The sequence below is a fragment of the Candidatus Microthrix subdominans genome (genome assembly GCA_016719385.1).
GTDB lineage: Bacteria > Actinomycetota > Acidimicrobiia > Acidimicrobiales > Microtrichaceae > Microthrix > Microthrix subdominans.
The window spans coordinates 989,908-1,010,139 of record JADJZA010000001.1 but is presented as its reverse complement, the minus strand read 5'-3'; the positions used below and the strand labels follow the sequence as shown (position 1 = coordinate 1,010,139).

Annotated in this window: 18 protein-coding genes and 1 tRNA gene; 7 read left to right on the top strand and 12 right to left on the bottom strand. The window is 65.2% G+C overall.

Going from position 1 to position 20,232, the window contains the following annotated elements; all coding sequences use genetic code 11:
* Positions 1 to 67 precede the first annotated feature (67 nt).
* Complete coding sequence (locus IPN02_04705; GenBank protein ID MBK9296166.1) at positions 68 to 454, bottom strand: DUF2510 domain-containing protein; 387 nt, start codon at positions 452 to 454, stop codon at positions 68 to 70.
* A 178-nt stretch (positions 455 to 632) separates the two neighbouring features.
* Here IPN02_04705 and IPN02_04700 point away from each other — a divergent pair, with 178 nt between their 5' ends.
* The gene (locus IPN02_04700; protein MBK9296165.1) at positions 633 to 1,226 is read left to right on the top strand and encodes a recombinase family protein; all 594 of its coding nucleotides are present in this window, start codon (positions 633 to 635) and stop codon (positions 1,224 to 1,226) included.
* Between the two features lie 205 nt (positions 1,227 to 1,431).
* Here IPN02_04700 and IPN02_04695 read toward each other — a convergent pair whose 3' ends face one another.
* Positions 1,432 to 1,698 (bottom strand): transposase, encoded by a 267-nt coding sequence (locus IPN02_04695; GenBank protein ID MBK9296164.1) that lies wholly within the window; start codon positions 1,696 to 1,698, stop codon positions 1,432 to 1,434.
* A gap of 132 nt (positions 1,699 to 1,830) precedes the next feature.
* Complete coding sequence (locus IPN02_04690) at positions 1,831 to 2,985, bottom strand: hypothetical protein (GenBank protein ID MBK9296163.1); 1,155 nt, start codon at positions 2,983 to 2,985, stop codon at positions 1,831 to 1,833.
* Positions 2,986 to 3,444: 459 nt separating this feature from the next.
* On the opposite strand from IPN02_04690, the gene IPN02_04685 reads away from it, so the two are divergent.
* The 4 genes from IPN02_04685 (at position 3,445) to IPN02_04670 (ending at position 7,091) form a co-directional block, all read left to right on the top strand.
* Complete coding sequence (locus IPN02_04685) at positions 3,445 to 4,671, top strand: IS256 family transposase (protein ID MBK9296162.1); 1,227 nt, start codon at positions 3,445 to 3,447, stop codon at positions 4,669 to 4,671.
* A gap of 588 nt (positions 4,672 to 5,259) precedes the next feature.
* On the top strand, positions 5,260 to 6,021 hold the full coding sequence (locus IPN02_04680) for a pentapeptide repeat-containing protein (GenBank protein ID MBK9296161.1): 762 nt from the start codon (positions 5,260 to 5,262) through the stop codon (positions 6,019 to 6,021).
* A 232-nt stretch (positions 6,022 to 6,253) separates the two neighbouring features.
* Positions 6,254 to 6,955 (top strand): pentapeptide repeat-containing protein, encoded by a 702-nt coding sequence (locus tag IPN02_04675; GenBank protein MBK9296160.1) that lies wholly within the window; start codon positions 6,254 to 6,256, stop codon positions 6,953 to 6,955.
* Positions 6,956 to 7,014: 59 nt separating this feature from the next.
* Positions 7,015 to 7,091 (top strand) — tRNA-Met (locus IPN02_04670).
* 689 nt (positions 7,092 to 7,780) lie between these two features.
* Here the strand turns inward: IPN02_04670 and IPN02_04665 are convergent.
* Complete coding sequence (locus IPN02_04665; protein ID MBK9296159.1) at positions 7,781 to 9,454, bottom strand: hypothetical protein; 1,674 nt, start codon at positions 9,452 to 9,454, stop codon at positions 7,781 to 7,783.
* Positions 9,455 to 9,478: 24 nt separating this feature from the next.
* Between IPN02_04665 and IPN02_04660 the strand changes: the two genes are divergently transcribed.
* Complete coding sequence (locus tag IPN02_04660; protein ID MBK9296158.1) at positions 9,479 to 9,769, top strand: hypothetical protein; 291 nt, start codon at positions 9,479 to 9,481, stop codon at positions 9,767 to 9,769.
* A 146-nt stretch (positions 9,770 to 9,915) separates the two neighbouring features.
* Here IPN02_04660 and IPN02_04655 read toward each other — a convergent pair whose 3' ends face one another.
* From IPN02_04655 to IPN02_04620, 8 genes are all read right to left on the bottom strand, one after another.
* Positions 9,916 to 10,956 (bottom strand): hypothetical protein, encoded by a 1,041-nt coding sequence (locus IPN02_04655; protein MBK9296157.1) that lies wholly within the window; start codon positions 10,954 to 10,956, stop codon positions 9,916 to 9,918.
* Positions 10,957 to 11,051: 95 nt separating this feature from the next.
* On the bottom strand, positions 11,052 to 11,567 hold the full coding sequence (locus IPN02_04650; protein MBK9296156.1) for an HNH endonuclease: 516 nt from the start codon (positions 11,565 to 11,567) through the stop codon (positions 11,052 to 11,054).
* 101 nt (positions 11,568 to 11,668) lie between these two features.
* On the bottom strand, positions 11,669 to 12,337 hold the full coding sequence (rdgB, locus tag IPN02_04645; GenBank protein MBK9296155.1) for an RdgB/HAM1 family non-canonical purine NTP pyrophosphatase: 669 nt from the start codon (positions 12,335 to 12,337) through the stop codon (positions 11,669 to 11,671).
* A 20-nt stretch (positions 12,338 to 12,357) separates the two neighbouring features.
* Positions 12,358 to 13,113 carry a ribonuclease PH gene (gene rph, locus IPN02_04640; GenBank protein MBK9296154.1) on the bottom strand — a complete coding sequence of 252 codons (756 nt, stop codon included), beginning with the start codon at positions 13,111 to 13,113 and terminating at the stop codon, positions 12,358 to 12,360.
* Between the two features lie 13 nt (positions 13,114 to 13,126).
* Entirely contained in the window at positions 13,127 to 13,855 is a 729-nt protein-coding gene (locus IPN02_04635) for an MBL fold metallo-hydrolase (protein MBK9296153.1), read from the bottom strand.
* Between the two features lie 68 nt (positions 13,856 to 13,923).
* The gene (locus tag IPN02_04630) at positions 13,924 to 15,498 is read right to left on the bottom strand and encodes a B12-binding domain-containing radical SAM protein (GenBank protein MBK9296152.1); all 1,575 of its coding nucleotides are present in this window, start codon (positions 15,496 to 15,498) and stop codon (positions 13,924 to 13,926) included.
* A 115-nt stretch (positions 15,499 to 15,613) separates the two neighbouring features.
* On the bottom strand, positions 15,614 to 17,140 hold the full coding sequence (locus IPN02_04625; protein MBK9296151.1) for a S9 family peptidase: 1,527 nt from the start codon (positions 17,138 to 17,140) through the stop codon (positions 15,614 to 15,616).
* Positions 17,141 to 17,775: 635 nt separating this feature from the next.
* On the bottom strand, positions 17,776 to 18,978 hold the full coding sequence (locus IPN02_04620; protein MBK9296150.1) for a pyridoxal phosphate-dependent aminotransferase: 1,203 nt from the start codon (positions 18,976 to 18,978) through the stop codon (positions 17,776 to 17,778).
* A 140-nt stretch (positions 18,979 to 19,118) separates the two neighbouring features.
* Here IPN02_04620 and IPN02_04615 point away from each other — a divergent pair, with 140 nt between their 5' ends.
* A complete protein-coding gene (locus IPN02_04615; protein MBK9296149.1) occupies positions 19,119 to 20,228 on the top strand; it encodes a phosphoserine transaminase in 1,110 nt (369 codons plus the stop codon).
* Positions 20,229 to 20,232: the final 4 nt, after the last annotated feature.

Sequence of the window (20,232 nt, the reverse complement as noted above, 5' to 3'; positions counted from 1 at the left end):
GGTGCGTCACCCGCACTAGCGGCCTTCTCGGCTCCCCGCCTCAGACTCTGACCGGGCTAGTACCCAACTAGATCGGATCGAATTGAGCGGGGCTTGGTGAAGAGACGTAGTCAGTCCACGCGTTGCCGTCCCAGTACCTGTACTCGTATCGCTCGGCTGGGTCGGAGTGCCAGCCCTCTGGTGCCAACTGATCATCGGTCTGACAAGCGTAGAGCGGGTCGAAGTCTGCAACGCCTGCGGTTGCGACGTGGTCAGTCCACCCGTCACCGTCCCAGTACCGGTGCTCGTATCGTCCCGCTGGATCGTCATGCCAGCCCTCGGACGGCGACTGATCGGCTGCCCGCCGAGCCAATTTCCGGCCACGACGCTCACCCAGGAATCCGGCGGCGTCATACATCAAATCCCCAATGACAGCGCCCTGTATGTAACCTTCAGTGAACGGACCGAGAGCCATTCGATCACCCTATACCTGGCAGCGCCTCGCTCACATCGGCGAGAAAAGATCGTCCCACCGGTATCTTCCGGCCTGCTCCCAGCAGCCAGTGCGTCAATCAGGGCGTACCTGAACGCACACCTAACGATTCCCCTTTCGACCGTCCAACCGGGTTCGGCTAGGGTTTCGTTAGACACATATGCAGAGGGGTCTAGAGGTGAATGGACACAAGGGCCAGATTGTCGGTTATGCGAGGGTCAGCGCTGCCGATCAGAATGAGGCGCGGCAGGTCGAGGCATTGTCCGACGTCGACCGTCTGTTCTGCGAGAAGGTCTCAGGCAAGAATGTCGAAGACCGAACACAGTTGCGTGAATTGTTGGAATGGGTGCGCGATGGCGATAAGGTGCGGGTGAAGTCGCCTGACCGTCTCGCGAGATCGACGAGAGACCTCCTCGATCTCATCGAGCAGTTCCATGCGAAGGGTGTCGCTCTTGAGTTCGTCGACAACCCAGCGCTGAACACCGACACTCCGCAGGGCGCGTTCATGCTGACGATCCTCGGTGCCGTCGCCCAGCTCGAACGCGCCACGATCCGAGAGCGCCAAGCTGAAGGCATCGCCATCGCCAAACGGAACGGCGTCTACGAACGGGCCCCGAAGCTCTCCGCCGAGCAGATAGCGCACGCTCGAGAGCGGGTCGAGGCCGACGTTCCAAAGGCAAAGGTCGCTTGTGACCTTGGGGTGTCTAGGCAGACCTTGTATTCAGCTTTGGGTGGCAAAGGCACGTACGCCTAGGCGAGCACCTGAGTGACGGCTGCCACCGGGAGTAACTCACGCTAGATGCCGGGATCTAATTGTCGTGCGCCTAATTGGCAATGCCAGTAGCTACATTGGTTCACGCACGACGGGCGATCTTGCCAGGAATGCGGTGATCGACCACCAGACGCACCGCCTTCGCGCGGGTCTCTTCGTCGTACTTGCTTGGCATCGACACAACCTCTCAGGAAAGAGGAGTGCACCGAACCCGGGGTGGTTCAGTGATATCTCCGGCAGGTGTGGAGAGGAGCTTGTTGCGGTGCCCGTTCCGCAGGTTCGTTCGGGCCAGCGATCGTTCGTTGGGTTCGCTGCCGATCCGGGCCGACAGTTCCGCTTCTATCGGCTCTTGGATCGCGTCGGTGAGGATCTCGGCCAGGTTCGCCGCCAACGGCGAATGAACCGAGGTGAGTGACGTCGACAGTGCGTTCAGCGCAGAATCAGGTGTGGTCATCGTGCGGCGTTCCTCTCAGGTACTTAATCGTTTCTGAGAATCGCACGGTGACCACCACCATCACGGTGATGGTCCCGAACTACACCACCAGGCGGGACTCACCCTGCTCCCGCTTCCTGCGGAGCGGGTTTGCTAGTAAAACGACACCACTTTGCCCGAGTGGCTTGCCGGGGTGTACTTGATCGCGACCAGATAGCGGCGGGCTTTGCCGGTGTCGTCGGGGAATTCCACTTGCACGTCAAACATCAATGCGTCGTTCTCGGGAGCGGGATCGTCGTCTCGGGTCCCACGAACGAATCGCAAGTGGAACACAAGGCCACTCCGGATCTTGGTCTCAATAGCTTGGATGAGCTCCTCGCGGCTTAGCCCGTCGAGCCGGGCACTGCGCACTGACCCCAGGTGACCATCAGGCTCGGCGGTCTTCAAGTACGCGAATCTTCGTTCATCGAGATCAAGCTTCAGTTCCCTTAGCGGGCTCTGTCCGCCACCCAGAGCGGTCAAGGTGAGCACGCTGTCTTCATCGGCCCACGCCGGAACACCGTTGTCCATGCGGTGGTCGAGCAGCACTCCGTAGAGCGCTTCTTCTACGCCAACGAGATTGAACCGATGACCCCCGGTGGGCGGCGTGATGTACGGTGAACCGTCCTCGTCGGCTGCAACGACGAGCGCATCGCCATCGCGGAACGCATACTGTGGGAGCAGCATGAACGACTTAAGAGGGGTCCACGTCGAACAGTCGATGTACCCCAAGTATGCAGCCGTCGAATCTCGCAAGGCGGCATCTATCGCGCTGACATGTGTTCGCGCCATGTTCGTGAGATAAAGGACGTAGTAGTGCTCGGTGTGCAACCGAGGAAAGTCGTTCGTCCGAACGAGGTGCTCCTCAAGTTCCCTCCAAACCCAAGCGGCCGGTGCCTTGAGGATGTCGCCCTGACTGATAGCGGTCCGTTGGGGCCCGTCGCGCCAAAGCGCCGACAGCCACACCTTCGAGAATTCAAGCCCGTAGTGGTCGCTCCCGGCAGCCGTGGAGTCGAAGATGAAAGCAATCTCCTTATGCGTTCGTCGAGGCATCAGAGCCCACTTCAGCTTGGCATACTCCACGCCGCCCGTAGCGAGTTGTCGGGTCACCTCACGATGCAACGCGCGGATCAGATCACCGACATTTCTGCTGTCGAGATCGAGGGCTGCCACACTCGATGAGAGGTAGAAATTGGTGTAGTTGTTCAACGAGTGAATAGCAAAGGCAGACTCCTGCGAGTCTGAGGGAAACTTGGAATAGCGAGCCATACGGCAATCCTCTCATGCGGCGCCCCGCTTCCTCCGAGTCGGCTCCTTACTAGGAGGCGCCGCTGTCGTCCCGTTGTCGAACTCTGTTTGACCGCCGCTGGCGGGTGTTGAGCGCCACGTTCGTTGGTGACGGGTGGGTTGGGGTCATTGATGGTGGGCACGACTGGAGTGGCGTTGCTGGTGTCGCTGGGGTGAGGCTCGCGTCTTTGTAGACGCGCAAGAGCCCTCCCGCAATTCTCTGGGTGAGTGATCTGGAGGGCTCTTCCTGATGCCTTGGGGGCACTGGTGAAGTTCGTAGAAACTGACGCGGTGGAAGTCGAGCGCGCGATATTGAACGGCGTGTTGGATTGTCCGGGTTGTGGTGGGGATTGAGGGGGTAGCTGGGGGTCCAACACTGGTGGGGCCATCGGCGTGATGCTCGGTGTGTACGTCCAAGTGCACCCCAAGGAGAACACACCGATGGCTCTTTCCCAGTCTGCCGTTTCTGACCTGCTCGACGCGCTTCGTGTCGGGGAAGGCACCGACCTGGTCCGCGAACTCGCCGAGTGGGCGCTCCAGCAGCTGATCGAGGCCGAAGCAACCGAGAAGATCGGCGCCGGCCCATACGAACGGTCCGACCAGCGCTCCAAGGAACGCCACGGTCACCGCCCGAGGATCGTCTCGACGAAGGCCGGCGATTTGGAGGTCGCGATCCCGAAGCTCCGCAAGGGCAGCTTCTTCCCGGAGGTCCTCGAACGCCGCCGCCGGGTCGACCAGGCGTTGTATGCGGTGATCATGGAGGCCTACGTCAACGGGGTCTCCACCCGCTCGGTCGACAATCTCGTCGCGGCGATGGGTGTCGAGGCCGGGATCTCCAAGTCGGAGGTCTCGAGGATCTGTGAGCGGCTCGACGAACGCGTCGCAGCGTTCCGGGGTCGCACCCTCGGCCACGTCAGGTTCCCGTACGTCTATCTCGATGCCACCTACATCCATGTCCGTGCCGACGCCTTGGGTCAGGTCGTCTCCCGTGCGGTTGTGATCGCAACGGGGATCACCGCCAACGGGACACGGGAAATCCTCGGTGTCGACATCGGCGACTCCGAAGACGAAACCTTTTGGACCCGGTTCCTCCGGTCGCTCCGCACACGCGGGCTGGCTGGTGTGCGGCTGGTGATCTCCGACGCGCACGCCGGCCTGAAAGCCGCAATCCGTAAATGCTTCGCCGGGGCGTCGTGGCAACGATGCAGGGTCCACTACGCCCGCAACCTGCTCGCCACAGTCCCCAAAGCCCATCAAGAGATGGTCTCTGCAGCGTTCAGGTCGATCTTCGCTCTCGGCACCGCCACAGAGGTCATCGCCCGCTACGACGAGGTCACTACCACCCTCACCGACCGGTTCCCCAAAGCCGCCACCTCGATGGCAGACGCCCGCACCGACGTCCTCGCATTCGCCGCGTTCCCCAGATCCCATTGGCGGAAGATCTGGTCGAACAACCCGCTCGAGCGGCTCAACAAAGAAGTGAAACGCCGCACCAACGTCGTCGGGATCTTCCCCAACGACACCGCCGCAATCCGCCTCATCGGCGCCGTCCTCGCCGACCAACATGACGAATGGGCCATCGCCCGCCGCTACCTCTCCGAAGCCTCGATGGCCGAACTCAACAAACCATGCGACACTGAACCCGAACAGCCAGCAATCACTGGCTGAACACACCGAGGATCACCCTCGAAACCCCACCACCACGCGGGACTCTGTCCGACCGGGATCAGATCGGCTGCCAGCCGCTCCCGCTTCCGGCGTTTGCGAAGAATCCAGCAACTCTGTCGGCGATTTCCCCAAAGAATTGCCCCCTATATACCCTTCAGTTATCGGACCGAGACCCATGCAACAATGCTACGCCTGACAAGACCGACGTGAGATCGTCCACGACCGATCCCTGCGCCCTCCTGCCTCTTCAAGCGCTGAGCACAGGGATGAGCCTCATAGGCCCGAGCGACGCCAGAGCGGAGACCCGATGCGTGTCGAGGATCGGCAGTATGAGTTGCCACCAAGCCCGACATGTTCGATCGCCGATCAAGAACATAGCGCTGGCACTCAGACAGATGAGAACGGCGCACTACCGAGCCTACTTGAGCGACCACAATGGTGACCGACTCAGGTATCAAGAGTCCAGCAATCCTCGCCCGCATCAGATCCGGCGCGGTTCTCAAAGTGGGGTGACCCCTTACACCCCCCAAAAGCAAGCCCCGGTCTGCATAGCAAGTGCCATCGTGTACGAGTTTCGAGCTTCGTGGGATGCTCGTGGACATGTTCCCACGAGTCAGGCTCTTCCTCCATGTCTACGCTTTCATCATCGTCGGACTTCTCGGCTTCGGTTTCCTTCAATCCGGAGCCGAAAGAGAAGACGTAGCTCGGGTAGAGGTTGGCGGCGCTCTCGTGAGCGGCGTGGTCATCTCCCTCGGGTTGCTCTCGTTAGAACGTCATATCGAACAAGCCGTTACGGAACGTCAAACTCGGGAGCAGTACCAACTGGCGCTGGCCATGGAACGCGACTTGACGGACCGGGACTTCTCCGGCCTGAAACTATCCAACCTCAGACTTGAAGGAAGAGACCTGCACGGGAGTCGATTTCGAGGTGCTGACCTATCCAGGGTTGACCTCTCACTCGCGACACTGAAGGAATCTGACTTCTCCTACGCCGACCTGAGACATGCCGTCCTTAGGGGAGCGAATCTGTCAAATGCAGAATTCGATGGAGCAGACTTGTCGGAAGCGGATCTCCGGGGTGCGGACCTCAGTGGGGCCGAGATGGGCACTGCGAAACTCAGCGGCGCATCTCTTCCAGAAGTAACCATTTCTGGCTCCAACATGCTTCTCACAAACCTTGGGTCGTTCAAAGGCGATTCCACACAATCTGGTTGGTACTTGGCGGCCAAAACCAATCGGCTCGCAGCCTCGCTAATCCATGCGAAGTGGGACCCCGCTAACCCGCCGATCTGGCCTGATGGGTACACGCCACCTGACAACAACTGGCCGGTGGATGCCACACCTCAGTAGGCGTGACCTAGTTCGTGGGATGATGGTCGGGTGGAGAAATGTACTCGGATTCTGTTTTGGTGCCTGGTAACCGGAGTTGGTGTTTTCGGGGTCGTCTTGATCCTGTGGTCCTCAGGTGCTGTCGTTGACCCGCCGACCTTCTTGCTCAGCGACATATTTGACCGGTACTTTGACTCCGACATTGACCTAGCCGTGGGAGAGATCGGATCGGCGTTGGTTAGCGGTTCCGTCATTGCGGGACTCTTCTTGCTCATCGAACTTCGCGAACGAGGACTCACGTAAGGAAGATCGCGCGATCGCTGACTCTGCACGGGAGCAAGATCGTACGATCGCTGAGGATGCCCGCAAGCAGGACCGTGAAATCGCTGAGGCCGCCCGGACACTTGATCGCCAACTAGCGTTAGAAGCCCGCAAGCAAGACCGGAAGCTCGCTGACCGTCAGGCGCTCCAACTGTTCATCTGGTCTGAACGCGACCTGAACAACCGCTCTTTCCATAGGGCGGATATGTCGGAACTCCAACTCAGTGGACGTTCACTGCATAATACGGACCTCGAATGGTGCGACATGACGGATTGCGGACTCGTAAAGGCTGACTTAAGCGGGGCAAAGCTCTTTCAGGCGATTCTGAACGGTATTGAGGGGACGGAATGCCAGTTCGTGGCAGCCGAGATGGAGGCGGTGGTGATGCGGAAGGCCCGCTTCATGCGTCGATCGAACTTCCGGAAGGCCAACCTGAGCTATGCGACCTTAACCGATACTCGATTTATCGAGGCCAGTTTCGAGGGAGCCAATCTGACCGGGACGGATTTCACCGGATCGACGCTCGAAGAAGAAGCGTTCGCCGGAGCACATTGGGATTGGGATAGGAAACCAATATGGCCGGAGGGTTTCTGCCCTCCGGACAATGCTCGCCCCCTGGAGGAAGAGGGCTAGGACTCGCCCTCCTGCCTGTGTCGTCTTAGCTGAAGCGTGGTGTTTCTTAGTCCACACGTAGCGAGATGGAGCAGTTGGTAGCTCGCCGGGTTCATATCCCGGAGTCCGCAGGTTCGAGTCCTGTTCTCGCCCACCAAAGCAAGCGGATAGCCCGAACCCCTGGAGGGTGGTGGCGTCCTGAGCCCTGGAGGCATCATGGAGGGAACACGCGGCCCGGTGGGCAAACGCGACGCGGAACGGCGTCGACGGAACAAAGACTCAGGGTGATGACGTTGTTACAGCGTCGGGCAAAGTGAAGCAGCAGGTCGCGTTGTCCGAGTGGCCTCCTGCGATGAAGCGTTGGGTACAAGGGACTCAGCTCATAAGAGCTTACGACAAGCAGTCAGGCACAGTTCTACGAACCATCCGACTGGGAAGCCGCTCGGTTCAGGCGGATGTTGGCCAAACGGCCTTCCCAGACGCCGGGACAAACAGGACGTGTGCAACGTTGAGCAGACTGACAGGCGGGATAATGCAGCGAAGTCCTGGCAGGAAGAAGTGCTTGACGATTTCACAGCCCAGCTTGCTGCTGCGATCAAGTAGTCCGACAAGGATTGCCCCACAAGAATAGAGTTGATCCGTCTCGGTAGGCAGGTCGAGATCGACGGACTGAAAGGCCGGCAGGGCGAGCTGTTGCTCTCTCTCGCTGACGCTGGACGTTGGGCGCACTGCTCCTGGCGGGCTCGCGAGCGGGCTATCAGTCTCGGTGCGACCGTCCCTGAGATGTACGGACTGTGACATTCCGCTGGCGAAGATCGACGCAGAACAGACCGCGACTGAAGAGCGTCACGTTTCCGGTTGGAACAGCAGGATCTCAAGGAGCGCTAGCACAACGACGGTTGCTTCCCATTGTTGAATCGGGCGTTCGGCCAGTCCGTGGAGGATCTCGTTCCGCAGGTTGAACCCCTGGATGTCGTCGGTCAGCAAGAAGTCGATACGGCGCGCGAGTTCCTCCGGAAATGTGTCCGGCGATGCCTTCCTTAGATTGCGGAGCAATCCTCCGAACGTGGACACGCCGCCACGCTCGTCACCTTTGGGTTCCTTGATAATCGGCACGTTCGCTTCGACCGCGGTACGTCTGACCAGCTGCTCGATTCGTGGCAGCAGGGTGCACGCGGATGATTCCCAACGCTGTTCCGTGTAGAGCACAAGTCCGTCGATCAATGCTTCGATGTTCGTTTCGTCGATGTGTGGGTGAGGGTCTAGCAGCCGTCGAAGTTCGTCCGTGTCGGGGTCGTAGTGGGTGAAGATTTGTTTAAGGGAGGGCGCAAGGAAGTTGGCGGTTAGAGACGCGTTGATATTGCGAGACACTGCATTGCTGGAGTGTCTCGGCGGTTCTGCGTTGGGGTCACCGCAGTCCTGAGCATCCGTGTTGCGGAGGGTGCTGTTGTATAGCCCGAAAGTTCGAACGGGCAAGTAGTCAAGGAAGCTCTGGCGTTCGGTGTCTGGTTCCCCGTCCCCATTGACGGCGGACCGTCCGTTGGTCACGAGCCGTCTGAGCGATGATTGCAGGTCGTCCGACCCGACAGTTTCGGCGATCCATTGGTGTACCGCTTCGGCGGGAACCGTTCCTCCGATCCGTGTCGGCACGGTGCCCTCCCAAACGTCGATGTGTTGGATCGCAGCCTTGATCGCAGCTTGTCGCGGGTGTCCAACACGGGTAGCGATGCCCAATGCGTTTTTGGCTGCGGCGTAACTTCTCATTCCAATACTTGACTCGGACTCGTCCATGAATGCTTGGATTGCCTTGTCGTAGTTGTCCCACGCATCGGGGCAGAATTTGTTCCGGACATCAGCAAGCACTTCCAGATCGTGTGGCCCGGCGAACCTGTTCTCTACCTCATCCAGTAGCCGAACTGCTTCCGGGGATGGGACAACAACATCGGCCCAAATCCGGGTTGCAGCACAAAGAGAGTCGTCGGGACCTCCCAACCCGCCATGAGTGATCCCTTCCATGATGTCCCGCATTAGCTGCTCGGTCTGCTGAGCCGCTTCACCGTTCCGCTGACCCATTCTGCGAACCAGTTCCGCTACCCGTTCAGCGCCTCGGATGCGCTCCATGACGTGAGCGTCAGAATCACTGAGCACTTCGAAGTGCGCGTCAAGTGACGCGGGACCGTGAGGCTTGCTGCCGTGGATGTGCTCGGTGAGCCAGAGCGTGTCTTCTATCCAAGACTTCGCCATCGGGTTACTGACCAAGGTTGCGACGGTCACAACGTCTGACCATTCGTCCGCATCGAAGTCCGTAACAGATGCCCGAAGCTCCCTCGGCAGCATCTCCGGTTTGTCGAAACTGCCCGCCGGCGCGTGATCAAGGACGGCCACCATCGTCCGTTGGCTAGCAGACAGTTCATCCCATCGACCCCACTTCCGGAAGAGCGCCGATGGGATGTCGTGTCGAAGCTCCACCTGCCCGCACACCTCGTCGATGTCTGCTGCTGCCTGCTTCAAATCTTCCATCCGTTCAACCCTAGGGAACCGCCGGTGGCGGCACCGGCGCAATATCTCGACCCAGAATGCGTGAACTATCTATGGAGCTCCAGGACGGAACCTTCAGCCGCAACCATCATCGGAAAGGGCCCGAACGAGCTTGATGCCCGTACCGTGGTCCAAGCTGTCGTCGGTGCTAGCGGCATCCTCGTCGGTGTCCTGCCGGTCTTCGCACCGCTCGGCGTTGCCAATTTGCCGGAGCTTTTGGGTGCGTTGACACCGTGCAGAGTGGTGCTCACATCGACCGTTCAGAAGGTGTTGAACGGTGCCCGGTCGGACAGTTAGCTGACCGGAGAATCGTCGCGAAATCGTCGCGCTTTTCGGTTTCGGGGGGTCGGGCCAGGTTTAGGTCCTGGTATCCGAAAGGTTGTGTGGGTTCGAGTCCCACCGTCCGCACCAGCAACCTCGCCGCAACAGCTGGGCTTGGCGAACTAGTCGGTGAGGCGGCGGGCCTGGCCCACCCAGTCGCCCTGTCGAAGCCGACCGCGCAGGCCCTCGATCGAAGTCGGCAGCGGGCCGTCGAGGTCGAGGCCGGCCAGGTCGGCGAGGGTGACCACCCCGGCCTGGCGGAGCTGGTCGGCGATCTTTGGCCCGATGCCGACGATGTCGATCAACTCCTCGCCCTGCCGGGAGGCGGGAGGCACGATGTCGGCTGCCGGGGGTACCCGGCGCTGATCGCGCAGGTCGATCACCTCAGGCTCCTCTCGGGTCAGGCCAGGGGCGATGAGGCGCACCGACAGCTCGGCCGAGGAGCCGGCGTCGGGCACGTCGGCCTCCGGACCCGGTGGGCGGGATTGCCCCCCGTTGGAGTGGGCGCTGCCGACGGGGTCGTCGCCTGACGACGGCTTGGGTTTCGACTCGGGGTTGATCGGCTGACCGGTCGCCGGGTCGATGACCGCTCGCCGACCTCTCTTGGCGGGTGCCGGAGCGGCACGGGCCAATCCGGAGACGGCGGGGGCGGCGCCAGTCGATCCGGAGGCGGCTGGGGTCTCTGCGGTGGCCGGCGGAGACGAAGTGGGCGGCGTCCTGGGTTCGGCCGGTTCGGCCGGTTCGGTGGACGGGCCGACGGGCCGTTCGTTGCGGCGCGTTGGTTCGGCTGTCGAGGGCTCGGGCTCCTGTCGCCCGGGGGCGGAGGGCACCGGGGTGGGGGGCTGGCCGTCCGACGCCCCTTCATCGCGCAACTCGGCCAGCTCGCCTTCCCGCTGTCGGAGCTGCTCGACCACCTTGCGACCGGCGGTGATCAGCTCGGCCTCCCGCTTGGAGAACACCTCGACCCGCCGGGCGTAGTCGGCCTCCAGACGAGCGACGCGCTCATCGACATCGTCCGAGCCGGGCTCGGCCCCATCCGCGTCGGAGCGCCCTTGCGCGACCCCGTCCGGCCCCCGCCCGGCCCTGGCGAAGAACCAGCCGACGACGAAGCCGATCGCAGCGGCGACCACCAAGGGCACGACGAGACCGCCGATCGTTCCCAACTGCCCCCTCCTTCGAGTTGGTCGACCCCGCCGTGATGCGGAGGAAAACCGCTGCCTACGCTACGTGCCCGCCGGGTGCGCCGCTGACCGTTGGTTCAGGCGGCGACCGGGAGGAAGGGGCGCCAGGCCACCGGCACGTCATCCAGGTCGAACAGGGGCGTCGCATGGGCCGGGTCAACCCGGTGCAGTGACCAGCCCAGCTCCCGCAGCGTGCTGTTGGCTTTCAGCTGGTTGCAGGGCACGCAGGCCGCCACCAGGTTGGTCGGCTCGTCGCCACCACCCCGAGACCGAGGGACGACGTGATCGACCGAAGCGGCGCGGGTGGCGCACACGGGACTCGACGCTCGATAGGCACACAGAAACCCATCGCGCCGCAGCACCGACCGTCTCGAGCAGCCCAGGGAACTCGCCCGGGTCGCCGGCACGTACCGGCGCAGCCTGACCACAGCCGGATAGGGAAACTCGGCGGTGGCCGAGCGAAGCGCACGGCCTTCCTCGACCGCCTCGACAGTGACCTTTTCGGCCATGACCAAACAGATCGCTCGGTGCCAATGGATCAAGATGACCGGCTCGTAGGAGACGTTGAGTACGAGCACCTGATCGTTGGCCACGGCACTCCTTCGTGCTCGTCGTTCGCTGAGCGGCGTCCCGTGGGCGGCGACCGCAGCAACCAGCATTGCCGATTGCGGACGCGTGCGTGCGGTATTTCCGCTCAGGTGTCCTCGGGCCACCCCGAGGCCTCAATGATCCTGATCAGCTCCGCCAGGGCGCGGCCCCGGTGGGAGATCGCCGCTTTTGCATCGGAATCCATCTCGGCGAAGGTCGATCCGTCGCCGTCGTCGGGCACGAACATCGGGTCGTACCCAAACCCGCCATCGCCCCGCTGCTCGGTGATGATCTCCCCCTCGACCGCACCTTCGGCCCGGAGCGCCACCCTGCCGCTCGGGTCGGCCAGCGCCAGGGCACATCGGAATCGAGCGGAGCGCCGGAAGCCGACGCCGGCCTCCGTGAGGCGGTCGCTCAGCGCCCGCCGGTTGGCCTCGTCGGTCGAATTGCCCGATGACGGCGTCCCGCCCCGCTCGGTAGTGGCCATGTCGGCGGCGAACCGGGCCGATCGCACCCCCGGCGCCCCGTTCAGGGCGTCGACCTCGAGGCCCGAATCGTCGGCGAGCGCCCACTCACCCACGGCATTGGCCACGGCGATCGCTTTCAGATCGGCGTTGGCGACAAACGTGGTTCCGGTCTCGTCGACATCGTCGAGCCACTCGGGCCGCGGCAGAACCTCGACCGGCACCGACAATGCGGCCAGCAGGCTGCTCAGCTCGGTCACCTTGTGTGGGTTGTCGGTGGCCAGGACGATCGTCCTGGAACGCTCGGCGATCACGACGGACCCGCTGCTCTTCAGTCCGACCGACCGATCGTGCGCGGCTCGGGCGGGGTGGCGGTGTAGCTGCGCTGCAGGTCGAACAGCGTGGCGGCGCCGCCCTCGGCCAACACCATCAGCTCGTCCAGCTGATTGCGGCTGAACGGTTGGCCCTCGGCCGTGCCCTGCACCTCGACAAAGCGGCCGTCGCCGGCGACGACAACGTTCATGTCCACCTCGGCCCTGGAGTCCTCCTCATAGGGCAGGTCGAGCCGGGCCTCGCCGTCGACGAGCCCCACCGACAGCGCCGCCAGCGGCTGAAGGATCGGGTTGGCGGGAACCAGGCCGGCCGCCACCAGGCGCTCGCAGGCGTCCCACAGCGCCAGCCAGGCTCCGGTGATCGAGGTGGTGCGGGTGCCACCGTCGGCCTGGAGCACGTCACAGTCCACCAGCAGCTGGCGTTCGCCCAGGGCCTCGTGGTCGACCACGGCGCGCAGCGAGCGACCGATCAGGCGCTGGATCTCCTGGGTGCGACCCTTCGGGCCTTTGGTCTCGCGACGGATCCGTTCGGGCGACGAACCGGGCAGCATCGAGTACTCGGCGGTCACCCACCCGGACCCGCGGCCCCGCATCCAGCGGGGAACGTCCTCATCGAGGCTGACCGTGCACAGCACTTTGGTACGGCCCGACGAGGCCATCACCGAACCCAACGCAAACTCGGTGGCGTCGCGCTCGAAGGTGACGGGGCGCAACTCGTCGGGGGCACGGCCGTCGGCTCGGGGGGTGGGGCTCATGTGGGGATCACGCTCACAGTTCAAATCGAAGATGGGGGGTGGCCAGGTGCACTTTCCCGCCGAAGGCGGAGGTGGCCGCCCCCAGGATGGCATCTCGATCCTGTCCGGGCACGATGTGGGTGGCGGCCAGGAAGGACACACCCGCGTCTCGGCACATCGCACCGGCCTCCGCAGCCGTCAGGTGCATGCCGCCGGTGTCGCCGGCCTCGACGTAGGACGTCTCGCACAGGCCAAGCGTCACCGGGGCGTTGAACTCCTTGTAACTCCAACCGGGGCCGGTGTCCGCCGAGTACCCGATGGCGACGTCGCCGGCGGACAGGTGGAACCCGAGCGTCACGCCCGGATGATCGGTGGCCGAACACCGCAGCTCGATCGGCCCCAGTTCAAACTCGTCGCCATCACCCGCCTCCTCCAAGGCGAAGGTGGGGCTCGTCGACCCACCCAGCGCCGCCTCGACGCAGGCGAGCGCGTCTGCGGGCCCGAGCACCGGGAGGTCGTCGCGGCCGAGCACGTAGCGGTAGGCGTTGCACAGCGTGGGCAACTCGCCCCAATGGTCGGGGTGAGCGTGGGACAACAACACCGCGTCGATCCGGTCGAGGGGCAGGTGCCGCTGAAGGTTGGCCAGGGTGCCGGGGCCGACGTCCATCACCAACCGAAACCCGTCGTGCTCGACGAGGTATCCGGAACAGGCGTCATCCGGGCCGGCGAAGGTGCCCGACGATCCAAGGACGGTAAGGCGCATGGGGCTGGGGTTCCTCCCGCTCGGTGCAGTTGTTCCAACCCGGAGCGTAGTGGCATCCGGGGTGGCGCTCAGCCCCCTCCGGCGACGGTGGTCCCGGTGGACGCCGCAACCGGTCGACCGAGTGAAACGTTCACCGGGGTGGCCGCCCCGGCCGACGATGGGCGGCCGCCCGAGGCGAGCGCCAACGCCTCGATCAGCACCTGGTTGGCATCAAAGTTCGACACGGTCGCCAGGTGGGCGATGTCGTCGGGGTGCGGTTGGAACGGCGCCTCGCTGCTGCCCTGCAGACCGACGCCGTAGTGGCGGGCATAGGACCCACCGACGAAGCGGTAGGCGGCCGCCATCATCGGCGAGCTGCGCCTGATCTGGGCCCAGGTTCGGCGCCGACGGGCGCTGGAGGAATAGAACGCCCCGTACGCCCAGCGGGCGCCGGCATCGAGCATGGCCACCGACATCTGCGCCGGCTCGAAGAGTGTCCGGTAGGCGTTGTAGTGCGACCAGTCGTAGTCGAAGATTCGACCCTCGCCATGGAGACGGGAAAACGTCTGTGTGCCCGGCAGCGGGGTGAGGATGGTGAAGTGGGCGGTGTCGACGCCGATCTCGTCGGCAGCGCGTACCGTGTCGGCAAACGCGCCGGGCCCGTCGGAATCGAACCCGAAGATGAAGCCGCCCTCGACGGCGATGTGGGCGTCGTGAAGACGCTGCACCAGCTCGGCGAACTCGGCAGGACGGTTCTTCTTGTTGGCCTCCTTGAGCGCCTGGCGGTTGACGCTCTCGAAGCCGATGAAGAACAGGGCCGCTCCGGCCGCCTCGGCCAGCCGGAGCAGCTCGGGGTTACGGGCCAGGCCGATCGACGTCTGCGCAGCGAAACGAACCGGCAGGTTGGCCGAGGCCATCGCCTCGAACAGCGACCCGCAGTACTCCTGGTCGGCGGCCAGGTCGTCGTCGGTGAAAAACACGACGATCGGGGTTCCCGGCGGCCGGCCGGGCATCTTCACCCGGATGCGCAGCTCGTCGACCACGGCGGCCGGGTCGCGGTGGCGCTGACCTCGTCCGTTGATGCGGATCACCGAGCAGAAGTCGCAGTTGAAGCGACACCCGCGGGTGGTCTGGGTGGTGTGGGTGGGCAGGTATCGCCCGCGCGGAAACTGTTCGTAGCGGGGCATCAGCTCGTCGATGGTCGGCGCCAGCGACAGGTCCTCCCACGACCCCTCGTAGAACTGCTTCAGACGGTTGGCGGCGGCATCGGCGAGCACCCTGCCGAAGATCGCTTCGCACTCCCCCACCACGACGGCGTCGGCATGACGGGCGGCCTCGCCCGGCAACATCGATGGGTGCACGCCGCCCATGACCACCGGGATGCCTTTGGCGCGATAGGCCGCTGCGATCCGGTAGGTGCGGGGAGCGTTGGCCGTCCAGGTGGTCATCGCCACCAGATCGGTCGGTGCGTCGAGGTCGAGCTGTTCGGCGTCCTCGTCGATCATGGCGGTGTCCCAGCCCTCGCGGCGGGCGAGCGCCTCGATGGTCATCGCCGCCAGCGGGGGGAACCGGTGCAACGACACATGGTGCAGCCCCACCGAACCCCAGCGGGCCTTGATCACGGTGACGTGAGGTCGATTGCCGCGTCGAGCTACTGCGCACATGAGGTTCTCTCCCCGTCGTCGGGAACGCCCGGTGGCCGAGTCAGGGTACCAGCACGGATTGAAACAAGATTCGTGTCGCCGGGGACCACCGGGAGGGTCGACGGGCTCGGATCGGTCAGATCGACAGGAAGAAATTCAGCTCCGTCTCGAGGGCGTCGATGATCGTCTGCGCGCGCCGCCAGCCGTGGGCCTCACCCTCGTAGCGCCGTTCCTCCACCCGGCCTCCCCGGCTACGCAACGCGTCGACGAGAGCGTCCGCCTGGCTGGGCGGCACCACGGGGTCGTCGGACCCCTGCAGCACCAGCACCGGTACGTCGATGGTGTCGACGTGGAAGAGCGGCGATCGGGCCGCGTACACCTGGGCCTGCTCGGGATAGGGGCCGACCAGCCCATCGAGGTAGCGGCTTTCGAACTTGTGGGTTTCGGCGGCCAGCAGGGCCAGGTCGGCGATGCCGTAGCTCGAGGCCGCCGCAGCGAAGGTGTCATGAAAGGTGACGGCGGCCAGCGCTGTGAACCCGCCGGCTGAGCCGCCCCGGATGAACAACCGGTCCGGATCGGCAAGGCCCCGTTGGGCCAGGCCCTCAGCCACCGTCACGCAATCGGCCACATCGGCGACCCCCCACGCTCCCCGCAAAGCCTCCCGATAGGGACGGCCGTATCCGGTCGAGCCGCGATAGTTGACGTCGGCGACGGCGAACCCGCGCGTGGTCCAAAACTGCACGTCGGCCCGGTAGCGCCACTCGGCGGCAGCGGTAGGGCCGCCGTGGATGCGCACTACCAACGGCGGCGGCTCCGACACGTCGCCAACCTCAGGGTTGCGCGGCGGGTAGTACAACGCAAAGGTGTGCCCGACCGCCGCCCCACCCTGTATCCCAGAGGCTTCCGCTCCCGCTTCCGTCGCGCTCTCGGTCGAAAACGCCAGATGCTGCGGCTTGGAGACCCACTCGGGTGCCAGGGACACCAGACCCTGCGACGTGCCCGGTCCGCTCAGGAACCGCCCGTCGGGATGCCGTTGCGCTCCCGCGCCTTCCTCGGGACGGTTGCCGGCCGCCTCGGCGGCCGTCACGGTCAGATCGTGTTCATGCCACCAGCGGACGTGCGGCGAGCTGTCGGCGCCGGCGACGACCGCCGCCACGATGAACGCGCCGGCCGGCCCGGACCCGACCGAAAAAGTCTCCACCTGGGTGACATCGTCGGCCAGGGTGGGGGCCGGCAGTTCGACGGCCACCCCACCGCCCTGTCCGCCGCCGGGCGGCGCCGCCAACAGCGTCAACACATCGCGTCCGTCGATGCGACGAGCGCTCAACGCCCCGCCGCCGGGCAGCGGCGCCAGGCGGCATCGACCGAACACCCAATGGGGTTGGGCCACCTCCCACCGGCCCAGCCCGACCGGGCGGCCCGATCCGGCCTCGGGTAGCCCCGGCGGGCAGGCCATGGCGTTCCAGTAGCCGTTGAGGTGGTCGCTGGCGAACCACAGCGCCCCGTCCGGGCCCCAGGCCGCATCGGAGACCGACGCCGGGGCTCCGCCGGCCTCGAGGGCCGTGCGGCCGCCGGCCACCACGCGCGGCTCTGCGATGTCCAACATGGCGGTCCCGGTGATCGCCAGGTCGGCGGCCCACAGAGTGGTGGCGTCCCAGGGCATGTCCGGATGGCTCCAGGACAACCAGCAGATCGTGGCCCCGTCCGGCGAGATCCGAGGATCGGCGACAAAGCTCGACCCCGCGGCGAGGATGGAGACCCGCCCGTCGGACACCCTCACCGCAACCAGTTCCTGTACCGGCTCGAGGCCGGGCACCGGCCGCTCCCGCACGCAGACCAGGAACTGACCGTCTGGGGTCAGCTGCAGGTCGGCGTACCGACTGACCGCATCGGGCGGGCACTCGGCGGTGATCGGTCGGGGCTCGCCCGCCACCCCGTCGGCGTCGATTGGGATGGCCCAGACGCGGGCGTCGGAGCGCAGCGAGGCGTAGACGACACCCGGGGCGGCCCGCCAGGCGCCGCCGCCGTATTCGTTGACGCGCGTGCGCACGTCGGCGTCCACGGGCACGACGTCGACCGCGCCCCGCTCCGGATTCCAACGAACGACCGCCACCCGGCCGTCCTCGTCGGGGCGGCTCTCCGACCAGAAGATCGAACCGTCGGCCACCTGCACTTCGCTCGGGCGCGATCCGGGCGCCGCCACCTGGGCCGCGCTCAGCGGGCTGGGCCACCACCCCGGGCGATACCCGTCAGGCCCACCCTGCCCGGACGAGGCGTCGGCGGAGGGCGCTCCGTCGGTCATCCTGCGGCGACCAGCCGGGCGATGCGAGCGATGCCCTCCTCCATGTCGTCATCGGCCAGCGCAAAGGAGAAGCGCCCGTAGCCCGGGGCACCAAACGCCTCACCCGGCACGAACGCCACCTTGGCGTGCTCGAGCACCAGGTCGGCCAGCTCGAGCGAGGTCGCCGGCACATGGCCGGCGAGGGGCCGGCCCAACAGCCCGGCGAAGCTGGGGAACGCGTAGAACGCCCCCTCGGGCTCCAGGCAGGTCACCCCAGGGATCTCGTTGAGCATGCGATGGATCGTCACGCGGCGCCGGTCGAACACGTCGCGCATCCCCGCCACCGCCTCGAGGTCACCGCTGACCGCAGCGAGGGCGGCGCGCTGGGCGACGTTGCAGACGTTGGAGGTGGAGTGGCTCTGCAGGTTGGTGGCCGCCTTGATCACGTCGGCGGGGCCGATCATCCAGCCGACACGCCAGCCGGTCATCGCGTAGGTCTTGGCGACGCCGTTGAGCACCACGCACCGGTCGGCGAGCTCGGGGACGACCACCGGCATCGAGTGGAACTCGGCATCGCCGTAGACCAGGTGCTCGTAGATCTCGTCGGTCACCACCCAGATGTCGTGCTCGAGTGCCCACCGGCCGATCGCCTCGATCTGGTCGCGTGGGTACACCGCCCCGGTTGGGTTGGACGGCGACACGAACACCAACAGCTTGGTGCGCTCGGTGCGGGCGGCCTCCAGCTGCTCGATGGTCACGCGGAACCCGGAGGTCTCGTCGGTGGCCAGGTACACCGGGGTGGCGCCGGCCAGCCGAACCGGTTCTGGGTAGGTCGTCCAATACGGCGCCGGGATGATCGCCTCGTCCCCCGGGTCGAGCAGCGCCAGCAGCGTCTGGTACACCGCCTGCTTGCCGCCGTTGGTGACGAGCACCTGGGAGGCCTCCACCTTGTAGCTCGAATCGCGGGCGGTCTTCTGGGCGATCGCCTCTTTCAGGTCGGGATGACCGGCCACGGGCGAGTAGCGGTGCCACCTGGGGTCCCGGGTCGCCTCGGCGGCGGCCTCGACGATGGCCTCCGGGGTCGGGAAGTCCGGTTCGCCGGCACCGAAGCCGACGACCGACTCGCCGGCGGCTCGCAGGGCCTTGGCTTTGGCATCGACCGCCAGGGTGGCCGACGGAGATATGCCGCCGATCAGTGCGGAAACTCGTGAGTTCGTCATCAAAGTGGTCCTCGGTTGGGTCGTCGTGGCCGGTGCGAGGGTACCTGGGGTTCGGTGCGTCCCCACGATCGGTTTCTCCACCGCCCAGATTGGCACCGACGCCCTTGCTCACCCACACTGAGCAGGTGACCAACTCTCCCATGCCCACCATTCCGGACGACCTCCGCCCCTCCGACGGCCGCTTCGGCGCCGGCCCGTCCAAGGTCCGGCCCGAGGCGATGGCAACGCTCGCCTCGCTGGGCGGCGACCTGATGGGCACCAGCCATCGTCAGCTGCCGGTGAAGTTTCTTGTTGGCGAGCTTCGTAACGGGCTGTCCGAGCTGCTGTGCCTCCCCGACGGCTACGAGGTGCTGCTCGGCAACGGTGGCACCACCGCCTTCTGGGACGCCGCCACCTTCAACCTGATCTCCGAGCGCAGCCACCACCTGAACTTCGGCGAGTTCAGCTCCAAATTCACGACGGCCGCACGTAAGGCCCCCCACATCGGCGAGCCGTCGGTGGCGACTGCCGACCCCGGTTCGGCCCCGTTGCTGGAGGCCGTCGCCGGCGTCGACCTGTACGGGCTGACCCACAACGAAACCTCGACGGGGGTGGCCATCCCCTTGGCTCGCCCTGAGGGTGCCGACGATGGCGCCCTGGTCGCCGTCGACGCCACCTCGGCCGCAGGGGGCATCCGCTTCGACGCCGCCGCCACCGACGTCTACTACTTCGCACCCCAGAAATGCCTGGCCGCCGACGGCGGCCTCTGGCTGGCAGCGTGCTCCCCCGCCGCCATCGAGCGCATCGAGTCGTTGTCCGGCCGCTGGGTGCCCGAGTTCCTCAACCTGGGCACCGCCCTGGACAACTCCCGCAAGGATCAGACCTACAACACCCCCGCGCTGGCGACGCTGGTGCTGGCCAATGCCCAGGTGCAGTGGATCCTGGAGAACGGCGGGCTGCCCTTCTCGGCCGGCCGCTGCGCCGACTCGGCCGCTCGGCTCTACGGCTGGGCGGACGCCCACGCACTGGCGGAGCCCTTCGTCACCGACCCGGCGCTGCGCTCGCCAGTCGTCGGCACGATCGACTTCGACGACTCGGTCGATGCGGCCGAGGTGGCGGCGGTGCTGCGGGCCAACGACATCGTCGACACCGAGCCCTACCGCAAGCTGGGCCGCAACCAGCTGCGCGTCGCCATGTTCCCGGCGATCGAGCCCGACGACATCACCGCCCTGACCGGCTGCATCGACTGGGTCATCGAGCAGCTCGCCTGATCCC

Excerpts from the sequence above, each read along its gene's own strand:
- IPN02_04695 (MBK9296164.1), bottom strand. The coding sequence starts at position 1,698 with ATGACCACACCTGATTCTGCGCTGAACGCACTGTCGACGTCACTCACC.
- IPN02_04680 (MBK9296161.1), top strand. The coding sequence starts at position 5,260 with ATGCTCGTGGACATGTTCCCACGAGTCAGGCTCTTCCTCCATGTCTAC.
- IPN02_04705 (MBK9296166.1), bottom strand. The coding sequence starts at position 454 with ATGGCTCTCGGTCCGTTCACTGAAGGTTACATACAGGGCGCTGTCATT.
- IPN02_04690 (MBK9296163.1), bottom strand. The coding sequence starts at position 2,985 with ATGGCTCGCTATTCCAAGTTTCCCTCAGACTCGCAGGAGTCTGCCTTT.
- IPN02_04685 (MBK9296162.1), top strand. The coding sequence starts at position 3,445 with ATGGCTCTTTCCCAGTCTGCCGTTTCTGACCTGCTCGACGCGCTTCGT.
- IPN02_04635 (MBK9296153.1), bottom strand. The coding sequence starts at position 13,855 with ATGCGCCTTACCGTCCTTGGATCGTCGGGCACCTTCGCCGGCCCGGAT.
- IPN02_04665 (MBK9296159.1), bottom strand. The coding sequence starts at position 9,454 with ATGGAAGATTTGAAGCAGGCAGCAGCAGACATCGACGAGGTGTGCGGG.
- IPN02_04700 (MBK9296165.1), top strand. The coding sequence starts at position 633 with ATGCAGAGGGGTCTAGAGGTGAATGGACACAAGGGCCAGATTGTCGGT.
- IPN02_04625 (MBK9296151.1), bottom strand. The coding sequence starts at position 17,140 with ATGCCCTGGGACGCCACCACTCTGTGGGCCGCCGACCTGGCGATCACC.
- IPN02_04630 (MBK9296152.1), bottom strand. The coding sequence starts at position 15,498 with ATGTGCGCAGTAGCTCGACGCGGCAATCGACCTCACGTCACCGTGATC.
- rph (MBK9296154.1), bottom strand. The coding sequence starts at position 13,113 with ATGAGCCCCACCCCCCGAGCCGACGGCCGTGCCCCCGACGAGTTGCGC.
- IPN02_04615 (MBK9296149.1), top strand. The coding sequence starts at position 19,119 with ATGCCCACCATTCCGGACGACCTCCGCCCCTCCGACGGCCGCTTCGGC.
- IPN02_04620 (MBK9296150.1), bottom strand. The coding sequence starts at position 18,978 with ATGACGAACTCACGAGTTTCCGCACTGATCGGCGGCATATCTCCGTCG.